Origin of the sequence: Aerococcus viridans, assembly GCF_001543285.1 — a bacterium.
Lineage (GTDB): Bacteria > Bacillota > Bacilli > Lactobacillales > Aerococcaceae > Aerococcus > Aerococcus viridans.
Genome location: NZ_CP014164.1, coordinates 240,693 through 253,247, shown reverse-complemented (window position 1 = coordinate 253,247; position 12,555 = coordinate 240,693). Strand labels below are relative to the sequence as shown.

The 12,555-nt window shown below is 40.8% G+C and carries 10 protein-coding genes, 2 pseudogenes and 1 other annotated feature; of the genes and pseudogenes, 1 reads left to right on the top strand and 11 read right to left on the bottom strand.

Annotated elements, in window-relative coordinates; genetic code table 11:
- Nucleotides 1-139 precede the first annotated feature (139 nt).
- On the top strand, nucleotides 140-1,504 hold the full coding sequence (locus tag AWM76_RS01190; RefSeq protein ID WP_003142617.1) for an FAD-dependent oxidoreductase: 1,365 nt from the start codon (nucleotides 140-142) through the stop codon (nucleotides 1,502-1,504).
- A gap of 245 nt (nucleotides 1,505-1,749) precedes the next feature.
- On the opposite strand, the pseudogene AWM76_RS01185 reads toward AWM76_RS01190, so the two are convergent.
- The 11 genes and pseudogenes from AWM76_RS01185 to rplA all read right to left on the bottom strand — a co-directional run bounded on the left by AWM76_RS01185 (nucleotide 1,750) and on the right by rplA (nucleotide 12,555).
- Nucleotides 1,750-2,607 (bottom strand): annotated as a pseudogene (locus AWM76_RS01185) (glycine betaine ABC transporter substrate-binding protein).
- Nucleotides 2,608-2,782: 175 nt separating this feature from the next.
- Nucleotides 2,783-4,568 (bottom strand): annotated as a pseudogene (locus AWM76_RS11190) (ABC transporter permease/substrate binding protein).
- A complete protein-coding gene (locus AWM76_RS01170; protein WP_016897314.1) occupies nucleotides 4,561-5,805 on the bottom strand; it encodes a quaternary amine ABC transporter ATP-binding protein in 1,245 nt (414 codons plus the stop codon). Before AWM76_RS01170 ends, AWM76_RS11190 begins: the two are co-directional and overlap by 8 nt.
- A 289-nt stretch (nucleotides 5,806-6,094) precedes the next feature.
- Complete coding sequence (locus tag AWM76_RS01165) at nucleotides 6,095-6,712, bottom strand: class I SAM-dependent methyltransferase (RefSeq protein ID WP_106427306.1); 618 nt, start codon at nucleotides 6,710-6,712, stop codon at nucleotides 6,095-6,097.
- Nucleotides 6,713-6,920: 208 nt separating this feature from the next.
- A complete protein-coding gene (locus tag AWM76_RS01160; RefSeq protein ID WP_003142605.1) occupies nucleotides 6,921-7,778 on the bottom strand; it encodes a metal ABC transporter permease in 858 nt (285 codons plus the stop codon).
- Entirely contained in the window at nucleotides 7,778-8,692 is a 915-nt protein-coding gene (locus AWM76_RS01155) for a metal ABC transporter permease (protein WP_003142604.1), read from the bottom strand. The genes AWM76_RS01160 and AWM76_RS01155 overlap by 1 nt, the downstream gene beginning before the upstream one ends.
- A complete protein-coding gene (locus AWM76_RS01150; RefSeq protein ID WP_039935644.1) occupies nucleotides 8,676-9,413 on the bottom strand; it encodes a metal ABC transporter ATP-binding protein in 738 nt (245 codons plus the stop codon). The genes AWM76_RS01155 and AWM76_RS01150 overlap by 17 nt, the downstream gene beginning before the upstream one ends.
- 56 nt (nucleotides 9,414-9,469) lie before the next feature.
- Nucleotides 9,470-10,405, bottom strand: coding sequence for a metal ABC transporter substrate-binding protein (locus AWM76_RS01145; RefSeq protein ID WP_003142601.1), 936 nt, complete (start codon nucleotides 10,403-10,405; stop codon nucleotides 9,470-9,472).
- Nucleotides 10,406-10,712: 307 nt separating this feature from the next.
- Complete coding sequence (gene rplL, locus AWM76_RS01140; RefSeq protein WP_003142599.1) at nucleotides 10,713-11,081, bottom strand: 50S ribosomal protein L7/L12; 369 nt, start codon at nucleotides 11,079-11,081, stop codon at nucleotides 10,713-10,715.
- A 56-nt stretch (nucleotides 11,082-11,137) separates the two neighbouring features.
- Entirely contained in the window at nucleotides 11,138-11,641 is a 504-nt protein-coding gene (rplJ, locus tag AWM76_RS01135; protein WP_003142597.1) for a 50S ribosomal protein L10, read from the bottom strand.
- Between the two features lie 32 nt (nucleotides 11,642-11,673).
- Nucleotides 11,674-11,811: a sequence feature (ribosomal protein L10 leader region), on the bottom strand.
- A gap of 54 nt (nucleotides 11,812-11,865) precedes the next feature.
- Nucleotides 11,866-12,555: a 50S ribosomal protein L1 gene (gene rplA / locus AWM76_RS01130; RefSeq protein WP_003142595.1), complete on the bottom strand. Its 690-nt coding sequence runs from the start codon at nucleotides 12,553-12,555 to the stop codon at nucleotides 11,866-11,868.

Genomic DNA, 12,555 nt, shown 5'->3' with positions numbered 1-12,555 from the left:
TCCTAATAGACATTTACGACTAGAAAAACGAAAAATTGTTATATATGACAATTCTCCCTTTTTTTCACAAAGAGGTGTATAATTAATTGGGTAAATAAATTCTATTTACGATAAACATTGACCTTTGGAGGTAATACGAATGAAATACGTTGTAGTAGGAACTTCACATGCAGGTTTCGAAGCTGTGCAAACACTATTGAAAAAAGACTCAGATGCAGAAATTGTTGTATTTGAAGCTGGATCAACCGCTTCTTTCCTATCATGTGGTATTCAGTCCTATCTAGAAGACATTGCAAAATCTTTGGATGAATTACACTACGCAAATGAAGCATCTTATAAAGAACAAGGTGTTGACATCCGCATGAACACAAGCGTTATTGCCATCAACCCAGACACAAAAGAAATTACAACACGCACTACTGACGGTGTGGAAGCTACAGAAAGTTACGACAAACTATTGCTTTCTCCAGGTGGCGTGCCAGGAACTATCCCTAATGTAGATGACCAACACGAAAACATCTTCTACTTACGTGGTAGAAACTGGGCAGATAAAGTGAAAAACCGTATGGCATCAGCTAAAAAAGCCGTTGTTGTTGGTGCAGGATACATCGGTATCGAAGTAGCAGTTGCTTATGCACAAGCTGGTATTGATGTTACAGTTGTTGACTTCGTAGACTCAATCTTACCAACTTATCTTGACAGTGAATTCACTGATCTTCTAACAAAACATATGGAAGACAAAGGTATGAAGATTAAAACTGGCGAAGGCGTGAAAGAATTTAAAGTTAACGAAAACAACGAAGTAACTGCTGTTGTAACAGATAAAGGAACTTACGAAGCCGATACAGTTGTTATCAGTGTTGGTGTTCGTCCAAATACACAATGGTTGAAAGACACGTTAGCCCTTGATGGTCGTGGCTTTGTTGAAGTCAATGAACACATGGAAACTTCAGTTAAAGATGTTTACGCTGCCGGTGATGCAACTGCTATTCCTTTTGCACCAACAAACGAGAAAGCTTACATTGCTTTAGCAACTAACGCTCGTCGCCAAGGTGTCATCATGGCTCGTCACGCAAGTGGTGATGCAGACGCTAAAATTGGTCGCGTAAACGGTACATCAGGTCTTGCCGTATTTGACTACAAATTCGCTACTACTGGTATCAAAGACGCTAACGCAAACTCTTACCAAGGAAATGTGAAATCTGTTTACAAAGAAGACTTAATCCGTCCTTCATTTATGCATGACGAAGAAAAAGTTTTAATGAAGCTTCATTACGATGCAGATAACGGTCGTATATTAGGTGCTCAATTAATGTCAACTTATGACATTCTTCAAGCTATTAATGCTGTATCTGTTGCGATTGAAGCTGAATGGACTGTAGACCAATTAGCGCAAGCTGATTTCTTCTTCCAACCAGAATTCAGCCGTCCTTGGAACTTCTTAAATGTCTTAGCGCAAGAAGCTCAAGGTCAACCATACGGCGCAGACACAATGCTTTTCTAATCCAAACGAAAACCACTTTTTCATTACAGATATATAACATTCTTTATAACAAATAAAAGACAGGCGGTAGACTCTCATTTAATCTACTCGCCTGTCTTTTTCTTCTATTATGTAGCTCACGATATCCGGTTCCAAAGGTCAAACTCTTCCAACACTTCCCAAAATACGCCAATTACTTAGCAGTGCTTGTTCCGCTTTTGCTCCAGCGCGCCGAGTATTAGCGACTTTTGTCACACCTCTAATTTTTACTCTAACCAACCATCAACTGTTTCACGATTGGCTTCAATCCAATTATCTGCTGCTTCTTCTGGTTCTACATCTGTCGCTAATTCTTCCATAACAGAAGACATATCTTCAACTTCCCAGTAGAAGTTATCAATAATCTTATAGGCTTCTGGATTATCTTCCTTTAGCCCTTCTCTTGCGTATGAATGAATTTCCTCGTAGCCACCAAAGACATTTTTTGGATCGTCAAGCATCTTAAGATCATAATCCATGAACATCCAATGTGGCTTCCAACCAACCACAACTATATCCTCTTCATTATTGATAGCTTGCTCTAATTCAGCAATCATTGCACCTGTTGAACTCACAGAAACCTCCCAATCGGACAGATTGTCATACTCCTTAACAGCATTTTGGGCACTGTTGGTAACACCTGCCCCTGGTTCAATTGCTGTAATAGTGGAATCATTTTCATCCGTGAGGTCGGTAATCTAATTGATATCTTCCATATATGTTGGAACAGTTAATGCTGAAATAGCACCTTCTAGGTTAGCCCCTAAATCAACCATCGAGTCACCATATTTCTCTGCATAGGCCTGGTGCGTTGTAGGCACCCAACCGCCGATCATTGCATCCGACTGCCCTTCTGCAACCCGACTAAACATGATGGCCGGGTCTACTGTTGTAATTTGTACGTTGAATCCTGCTTCTTTTAGCACCTGTGCCAGGACATTTGTTGAAGCTATTTCAGACTCCCAATTCACAGTTGCTAGAGTCACTGTTTGGCCACCAGAATCAGAACCTACAGTCGTTTTATACGAATCTTCACTGCCAAAGGTAAATAATAACCCTATAACTGTTGCTACTAATAAACTCATTTTCTTAAACATTTTTACACTCCCGAAAATAATCTTCCTTAGTTACAAATGTTCGACTACTTACTTTTTATAAAAAAAACAGGAGGGGCTAGTATTGCCTCACTCCTGTTATAAGCTCGTCGAGACGTTACTGTTCATTAATTATCACGAACAGCATTGTCAAGCTTTTATTCAATTATTCTTCAATAGCTAACCATTGATTGACTGTTTCTTGATTTTCTTCAATCCATGCTTGTGCTGCAGTTTGAGGATCAGCACCGTCATTGATTTCAGCCATTACAGATTCCATATCCTCAACTTCCCAGAAGAAGTTGTCTAAGATTTGATAAGCTTCTGGCATGTCATCTTGTAATCCTAGGCGAACCATTGTATTGATTGTTTCACCGTTTCCGAAGATACCTTCAGTATCTTCTAGATATTTCAAGTCATACTTTTGGAACATCCAGTGTGGTGACCAACCAGTAATAACGATTTCTTCTTCATTCGCAATAGATGTCCCTAGTTCAGTCGTCATGGCACCTGAAGATGATGTTTGAACTGTCCAATCACTTAGGTTGCTGTATGTATCTACTGCATTTTCTGCAGCCGCTACAACACCAGCACCAGGTTCAATACCTGTAATTGTTTGGTTCGCTTGGTCACTTAAGTCCTCAATTGAGTTCACATCTTCCATATAAGTTGGTACGGTTAAACCTGTAATCGCGCCCTCTAAGTTAGGACCCAAGTCTTCCATCTGATCACCATATTGTTCGTATTGCGGTGCATGTGTGTTAGGTAACCAAGCACCCACCATCGCATCCGCTTCAGCTGACGCAACTGATGACCACATAATAGCATTATCTAGTGGCGTAGTTTCTACTGTATAGCCAGCTTGACGTAAAACTTCTGCGATAACATTTGTAGAAGCAATTTCAGTATCCCATGTTACGTAAGATAGATTGATGTTCCCTTTACTTCCACTGCTTCCAACAGAAAGAAGGTTAAAAGTATTTGAACTGTAGGCACCCGCACTTCCGAAAGTAAGAATTAGTCCCAAGACTGTAATGACTGCAATCCAGATTCCTTTAAGTTTTTTCTTCAAAATAAATTCTCCCTTCGTTGACTTAGCTATTTTTATCAGCTGTGAAACGATTTGTTAAGCGGTCAATCAAGATTGCTAAGATAACAATCGCTAGACCTGACACAAACCCTGAACCTACTGAGGCACGTTGTAGAGCTGTTAGTACTTGGCGACCTAGACCTGGTGCACCAATCATTGAAGCTGTAACAACCATAGACAAGGCAAGCATAACTGTTTGGTTTACACCAGCCATAATTGTCGATTTAGCTAAAGGTAATTCTACTTTGAATAGTTTTTGTTTACCAGTTGAACCAAAGGCGTCTGCTGCTTCTACTAATTCAGTAGAAATTTGTTTGATACCTAACTCAGTAAATCGTACTGTTGGTGGTAAGGCGAAAATTACTGACGCGAATGTACCAGGTACAATACCGATACCGAAGAAGGCAACGGCTGGAATTAGGTAAACAAAGGCTGGCATTGTCTGCATGAAGTCTAAGATCGGTTTTAAAATATTGTGGACAGTTTTGGATTTCGCTGACCAAATCCCTAAAGGTACACCGATAATAATTGAGATTACACTAGAAACCAGTACCAATGTTACTGTGTTCATTAATTCTGACCATAAACCTTGGTTTAAGATATAGCCTAAACCGACCAAAGCAAAGGCAGATAATGACAATCGTTTCTTATTCACAAAATAAGCAATCACTGCCACGATTAAGATAAAGGCAAATGGGGGGATTAATAATAGTAAGCTCGTAATACCGTTCATAAAGGCTGAACCGCCATTTTGAATGGCACCAAAAAGTCCTGATAGAGTTACGGTTAACCAGTTTGTTGCTGCTTCAACCCAATCTGCCACTGGCAATTTTGGGATTGGATACATAGCTAAATTAAACATTCAATTCTTCCTCCTCTTCAACTTCATTATCACCATTGTCATTTGCTAGACTATTGATAACCATCTTAGAGCTTACCATTCCTAATAAGTGGTTTTCCTCATCTACTACTGAAATTGGCATAAATGCATTACCCATCACATCATAAATATCATTAATAGATGTTTCTGGATGAACTGTTGGGTGATCTGTACGAATAATAGATTCAACAGATAAGTATTGTTTATTTTGATTGCCTTTAATTATTTTGACAACATCAGTGTCACGAACGTAACCTAATAATTCACGTTTGTTATTTGTCACCATTAGGAAGCTGTAGTTTTCTTCTTCCATACGGTGTAGGGCCATTCTGGCACCATGCTTCTCAACATTTAATAAGAAGTTTGGACGTTCCATAGCATGTTCTGCAGTAAGGACTTTAGAACGGTCAACACTTTCAACAAACCGTTCAACGTAATCGTTAGCTGGATTCGTTAAGATTTCTTCACCAGTACCTACTTGAACGACTTCTCCGTCTTTCATTAAGGCGATACGGTCACCGATTCTTAAAGCTTCATCCAAGTCATGGGTAATGAAGACGATTGTTTTGTTTACACGTTCTTGTAAATCAACTAACTCATCTTGCATGTCACGACGGATTAATGGGTCAAGCGCTGAGAAGGCTTCATCCATTAATAGGATTTCTGGGTCATTTGCTAAGGCCCGTGCTAAACCAACACGTTGTTGCATACCACCAGATAATTGGTTTGGATATTGGTCTTTAAAAGTTAATAGACCAGAGTTTTCTAGTGCTTTTTCAGCAGCTTTTTGACGTTCTTCTTTGCTGACACCTTGAATCTCCAAACCGAATTCTGTATTTTCAAGAATTGTTTTATGTGGGAATAAAGCGAAGCTTTGGAATACCATACTCACTTTTTTACGTCTGATTTCACGTAATTCATCTTTATTAGCACCTGTCACGTCATCACCTAAAATTGTGATGTTACCCGCTGTTGGTTCGATTAAACGGTTGATCATACGTAACATAGTTGATTTACCCGAACCAGATAATCCCATAATTACGAATGTTTCACCTTGCTTGATATCTAAACTGGCGTTGTCGACCCCGACTGTGGCACCTGTTTGTTGAACGATTTCTTCTTTAGACTTTCCTTCATTTAATAGTTTTTTCGCTTTCTCAGTTTGAGCGCGTGATCCATAAATTTTGGTTAAATTCTCAATTTTTACTGCTGTAGTCATCATAATCCTCCTTTATTTTGACACTTTGTTACAAAACGCAACGTAACTCACCATTTTACCCTACCATCTAAATGCAAAATTTTCAAAGAAGGCTACTCAAAAAGGTTGATTTGACAGGTTTTTTAGAATATACACAATTTTATATTGGTTTCCACACCCCCTTTAGACTAAAAATGAAAGGGCTTAATTTCACAAACTTTAAAAAGAACAATAATTGTTCTATTTGGAAACTTTCATGAATAAATAAAAAAGCACTACACCCAAAGGATGCAATGCCCGCCATGATGGTCTATTCACTTTCTTTTACACTTTTTAAAATCCAATAGCCTTTACGGCGTTCGATTTCTTCAACGTTACCAAAGACTTCTTCTAATTTCTTCATCGCTGAAGGTGCCCCTTGTTTCTTTTGTAAAACTACATAAATTTCACCACCTGGTTTTAGATAGTGAATAGCTTCACTCATAAAATGATGCACCATTTCCTTACCCGCACGGACTGGTGGATTCGTCAGAATGACACCGAAATCTCTTTTGGCAATGGCTTCATAGGCATTTGACACTTGAAAAGTGACGTTGTCAACATGGTTAGCTGCCGCGTTGTCCTTAGCCAGACCAATTGCCCGCTCAGAGATGTCTACTCCGTAAATGGCTCTGTCAGGCAGCATAGTACCCATAATGACCCCCACTGGCCCGTAACCAGCGCCTAAATCAAGCAGGTCGCCTGGTACAAGTTGGTCAAGGTCCAAGGCTTCAAGCATGACCCGGGTCCCAAAATCTAAATTATCCCTAGAAAAGACGCCTGAGTCGGTCTTGAAGGTAAATGACCGGTCGAAAATCACGGTCTCGTATTGTTTAAAGTCGTGTCCAAGATCTTCATTGTTTTCGAAGTACTGATGACTCTCTTTCATGAACACCCTCCGTTCTATAATCATTACTATTTTCATTGTTTTTGTAAATGCACATTATTATCTCTCCCATTTTATAGTTTGTGTGGACTAGGCGCAAGTAGGTAAAATCTGCTTGATACTTTTGTCAAAAAGAAAAAGCGCCTCACTCAGACCATGTAGCCTGAACAAGACACTAACTTACATACGTTCACTTTCCTTAAATCAAAATCTAGGCTTCCTTAGCCCGCTTGAACCGCTTGCCAATTAAACCATTTGGTGCAAACAAGAGTGTCAATAAGAAGGTCACAAAGCCCGCGAAGGCGATGGTTCCTGAAATGGACACGTTGAAGTGGAGGGCTACATAGTAACCAAGGATACTGTTGATTGCCCCGTACAATAAGGCCACCAGCAACATAATGCTTAGCCGTTTTGATAGCAAATGGGCACTCAAGGCTGGCGCTACCATTAGGGAGATGACCAGGATTGCACCGACGGTATCGAAGGCGACAACGGTGGTGATGGAAACCAGTGTCATCAAGACCAGATTCAAGAACCCAACCGCTACACCGATTGATTTCGCGTAAACGGGGTCAAAAATACTGACTTTGAGTTGTTGGTAGGCCACTGCGACAAAGGCCAGATTAATCACCAACATGGCAAACATCCGGGCGAAGGCAATCGGTACCTGGATACCAAAGATTTCCATGGTATTTAAGGTCGCAAAGACCACTTCACCGCTCAAGACCACATCCACATCTAAGTGAACATTTCGTGCGTATTTTGAAATCAGGATGATGGCAAGAGCAAAAAGCAAGGTAAAGACCAAGCCAGTGGCCGCATCACTTTGAATGGCAAACTTGTTGACCACGTATTCAATGGCATAGACAGTCATCACACCAAATAGGGCTGCCCCCACAAATAGGATCGGTGAATCTAGGTCGCCGGCAATAAAGTAACCAAGGACAATCCCTAGTAAAACTGTATGCGACAAGGCATCAGCCACCATGGCCATGTTCTTCAAAACTAAAAATACCCCAAGCAAGGCGCAGGAAACGGCTGTAATCATTACAACTGATAAAGCCCCCATTATGCCACCTCCTCTGTCTCAAACGTGTCATCTTGATGGGTCGCTAAGTACCGTTTCTTCCGTAAATAAGCGACCACATAACCTCTTGGCCCAAAAATAATGGACAATAGCGAGACGATCGACATGACCACGATAATGGTTGGTCCAGTCGGCAAATTTGAGATGGTTGATGACAAGTAGGTGCCGATACCAGCTGAAATCCCGCCCGATACAGCAGCTACCAGCAAGACGACTGGGAATCGTTTTGACCATTGCAGGCCGGTAATCGCTGGCGTAATCAACATGTTAGAGATGAGGATGGCACCGACTGCCTTTAGCCCGACAACAATCATGACGATAGCCATTAGGAGAACCACCCAGTTCAATACGTTGGTCTGGATTCCGACTGCTTTCGCGTAATTCGGGTCGAAGACAAAAATCTTGATTTGTTGGTAGCAAGCAATGAAAATCGTTAAGGCGATCACTGAAGCGATGATGATTAACCAGACATCTGATTTCAGCAAAAAGGCTGCCTGCCCGAAAATATAGTGTTGGAGGCCTGCTTGTGATGCGTCACCAAACTGTGGATTGCCTTGGATATATGACTTCAAGGCCATCCCCAATCCAAAGAAAGAAGACAAGACTAAAGCCAAGGCCGAATTAAGGCTGACCAAGGAATGCTTATGGATCAACTCGATAAAGTAGAAGGCCACCATACCCGCAACCAAAGCACCCAGGGTTAAAATCAGGGTATTCTTTGATTGAAAAAGCATAAAGGCGATAACGATTCCCGCAAAAGTGGCGTGACCAATCGCGTCCCCTATCAGACTTTGTCCTCTAAGCACAGTGACTGTCCCGACGACACCTGATGCCATAGCTAGGACAACTGTCCCAAGCAAGACGATTTGAAAAGAGAAATCAGTTAATATGGCCATAGATTTCACCAATCCTTTGATCATATGCCGTCGCGATATTGGCTTCATTGAAAGTTTCCGCAACTGGACCTTGGCCAATGACTGTCTTATTCAATAAGATGACATGGTCAAAGTACTCACGGACTGTGGCCAAATCGTGGTGAACGATAATAACGGTCTTTCCGTCGCGTTGAAATTGGTTAATAATCTCTGCGAAAAGTTTCTCCGTCTTAATATCAATTCCCTTCATCGGTTCATCCAAAAAGTAAATGTCCGCATCCTGGCAGATGGCTCGGGCTAAGAAAACCCGTTGCCGTTGCCCACCAGAAAGCTGAGCGATTTGCCGCTCAGCGAAGTCAGTCATATTGACACTTGCTAAGGCGGCAAGCGCCCGGCTCTTGTCCGCTTGGCTGACCTTTTTGAAAAATCCTTGATGTACATACCGTCCCATTAAAACAACATCTAAAACCGTTGTTGGGAAGTCCCAATTCACCGAAGATGATTGGGGTACATAAGCGATTTTCTTGTAATAGTCCTTGTATGCCTTGCCATAGAAGGTCACTTCACCTTTCAAGGGCTTCAAAAAATCAAGCATACAATTCAACAAAGTCGACTTACCGGCACCGTTTGGCCCGATAATCGCCGTCTTCGAATTTGCCTTAATGCCAATGTTTATATCCTCTAATACGAGTTGGTCGTCATAAGACATGGCCAAGTCGTCCACTTTAATTATTGCTGGCATCTTGTCTATCATCCTCTCATTACATCATCATAAAAATTTATCTTATTCAATCTTACCTATTTGAGATTTGACACAATTAGGTTCACATTGTGTTTAAACATATCGATATAGGTATCGCCCTCTTGTCCTTCACTCGCAAGTGAATCCGAGAACAATTCTTGCCCTTCGCCAGAAACAACTGTCACTTCGCCACCAGCAGCACTCACTGCTTCTTGGATACGCTTCATTCGCGCTGGGTCAGTTGTTGATTCCGCAAAGATCGCTGGCACTTCGTTTTCTACAATAAAGCTTGCAATAGCTGAAATATCTGCGTTAGATGCTTCAGATTGTGTTGAAATCCCTTGTGGTGCCACTACTTCTATTCCGTAACGTTGTGAGAAGTAGTTGAAGGCATCATGTGGTGTAATCAAGTAACGTTGACCTTCTGGAATTGAGTCGATTTCTGCTTGCGCCCAATTATCCAGTTCAGTCAACTCTTCCATATAAGCCGTTGCCGCGTCATTGATCGACTCGTCACCAGTTAAAGTCACCAATTCAGCAGCTACTGTAGCCACCGCTTTTTGGTAAAGGGTGATATCAAACCAGAAATGCGGGTCTACTTCGCTTTCCCCGTCTTGGTCGACCATCGCTAAATCTTCGTCAGTGAAATCTTTCGTCACCGCCAAACCTGTCGCTTCCAAGGCTTTAACCATTTGCGCCTCTAAGTGTAAACCGTGGTATAAAATCAAGTCTGCCCCTTGGATTTTCATTAAGTCTTGAGGACGTGCTAAGTAGCCATGAGGGTCTTCACCCGCTGGAATAATCGTTTCAACGGTTACCCGGTCTCCCGCCAATTGTTCTACCATATCCCGTAGAAAAGAGGTGGATACTGTGACAACAGGTTTTTCATCTGCAACATCGCCACCGTCACTAGCTGAGTCTCTGCCACTCGCGCATGCACCCAAGATTAGGGCCACAACCATTACACTCAGTAATGTCCAAATCTTCTTCATTTGAATTCTTCACTCCTATCTTCAATATTCAAGGGGTAACCACTAGGCTCACCCTTAGCTTTTGTTAATTATATTTTTAGTTTAACCTAAAAATACATAAACGTCTAGTCTAATTCACCGAGATTTCTTGAAAAATGACGCTCCCTTGCCAAGCTAGTTGATCTAGAAAACCAGGCACACTGATTCTAGCAAGAAAAAAAGACCACACCCAAAAATCGGATGCAGTCTAATAATAATGGTGAAAAAAAGAGAAGCTCGGATAATTCCGAACTTCCCTCATATACATCATAAGATAATCTATTAAAGATTATTTTACTTCTGCAGTACCGCCAGCTTCTTCGATAGCAGCTTTTAAAGCTTCTGCTTCTTCAGCAGGTAATGCTTCTTTAACGATCGCTGGAGCGCCATCTACTAATGCTTTAGCTTCTTTCAAGCCTAAACCAGTAGCTTCACGTACAGCTTTGATTACTTTAATTTTAGCTGAACCAGCAGAAGTTAATTCTACGTCGAATTCAGTTTTTTCTTCAGCAGCTTCACCAGCACTTGCACCAGCAGCAGCTACAGGAGCAGCAGCAGATACGCCGAATTCTTCTTCGATTGCTGATACTAAGTCAGCTAATTCTAAAATTGTTGATTCTTTTAAATCAGCAATGATTTGTTCAATGTTTAAAGCCATTATAAAATTCCTCCGTTTTTAAATAGTTTGTTTTGTATGATTAAATTGGTAATAAATTACGCTGCGTCTTCGCCTTTTGCATCTGCAACAGCTTTGACAGCGTATGCCACGTTGCGGACAGGAGCTTGCAATACTGATAATAGCATTGAAAGTAGACCTTCGCGGTTTGGCAATTTCGCAATTTGTTGAATTTCTTCTTTAGAAAGTACTTTACCTTCTAAGATACCACCTTTAAGTTCTAACGCTTCTGCTTTTTTAGCAAAATCAGAAAGAATCTTAGCTGGGGCAACTGCGTCTTCCATACCAAACGCTACAGCTGTAGGGCCTTGGAAAACTTCTTCATGGTATTCTAACTCTTGAGAATCTAAAGCACGACGCATGATTGTGTTTTTGATAACTTTAAACTCAACACCTGCTTCACGTAATTGTTTACGTAATTCAGTCACTTCTGCTACTGATAATCCTAAGTAGTCAACCACAACTAAAGAATTTGCAGCGTTCATTTTCTCAACTACTTCATTTACTTCTTGTTGTTTTTTAGCAATTGCTTGTTCACTCACTTATATTTCACCTCCACTGATTTTATTAGAGTTTTTTAAATAAAAAAACTCTATGTCACTGAAGACATAGAGGATAAAGTTCACCATCTAGTAGTGAACAACGTATCTCCCTCGGTTGGCAAAATTAAGGCAAAGCCGCCAACTGTCTTCGGTAAGCTATATAAATAACCTCACTCATACTAACAGAATAGTATAAGTGGGTCAAGTATTATTTTTAATTAATCTTAGATTGATGAAACATCAACTTGGATACCAGGACCCATAGTAGATGTAATTGCTAAGTTCTTGATGTATGTACCTTTAGAAGATGCAGGTTTCACACGTAATACCATTTCTTGAACAGCTTTTACGTTTTCAGCTAATGCATCTGTAGTAAATGATACTTTACCAACAGGTAAGTGTAAGTTACCAGCGCTATCAGCACGGTAAGCAACTTGACCAGCTTTGATGTCTTGAACTGCTTTAGTAACATCTTGTGTTACAGTACCAGTTTTAGGGTTTGGCATTAAGCCTTTAGGACCTAATACACGACCTAAACGACCAATTTGACCCATCATGTCTGGTGTCGCAACGATCACGTCGAAGTCGAACCAGCCACCTTGGATTTTTTGGATGAACTCGTCATCACCAACGTAGTCAGCACCAGCGTCTTTAGCTTCTTGCGCTTTTTCACCTTTAGCAAAAACCAATACAGTTTGGTCTTTACCAGTACCGTTAGGTAATACCATAGCACCACGGATTTGTTGGTCATTTTTCTTAGTGTCGATACCTAAACGGTATGCAACTTCAACTGATCCATCAAATTTAGCGTAGTCTACTTCTTTTAACAATTCAATCGCTTCAGATAAAGCGTATTTTTTATTTTTTTCGATTTTTTCGAAAACAGCTTTTTGGTTTTTAGTTTGTTTAGCCAT

Excerpts from the sequence above, each read along its gene's own strand:
- AWM76_RS01190 (WP_003142617.1), top strand. The coding sequence starts at position 140 with ATGAAATACGTTGTAGTAGGAACTTCACATGCAGGTTTCGAAGCTGTG.
- AWM76_RS01170 (WP_016897314.1), bottom strand. The coding sequence starts at position 5,805 with ATGACTACAGCAGTAAAAATTGAGAATTTAACCAAAATTTATGGATCA.
- AWM76_RS01165 (WP_106427306.1), bottom strand. The coding sequence starts at position 6,712 with ATGAAAGAGAGTCATCAGTACTTCGAAAACAATGAAGATCTTGGACAC.
- AWM76_RS01160 (WP_003142605.1), bottom strand. The coding sequence starts at position 7,778 with ATGGGGGCTTTATCAGTTGTAATGATTACAGCCGTTTCCTGCGCCTTG.
- AWM76_RS01155 (WP_003142604.1), bottom strand. The coding sequence starts at position 8,692 with ATGGCCATATTAACTGATTTCTCTTTTCAAATCGTCTTGCTTGGGACA.
- AWM76_RS01150 (WP_039935644.1), bottom strand. The coding sequence starts at position 9,413 with ATGCCAGCAATAATTAAAGTGGACGACTTGGCCATGTCTTATGACGAC.
- AWM76_RS01145 (WP_003142601.1), bottom strand. The coding sequence starts at position 10,405 with ATGAAGAAGATTTGGACATTACTGAGTGTAATGGTTGTGGCCCTAATC.
- rplL (WP_003142599.1), bottom strand. The coding sequence starts at position 11,081 with ATGGCTTTAAACATTGAACAAATCATTGCTGATTTAAAAGAATCAACA.
- rplA (WP_003142595.1), bottom strand. The coding sequence starts at position 12,555 with ATGGCTAAACAAACTAAAAACCAAAAAGCTGTTTTCGAAAAAATCGAA.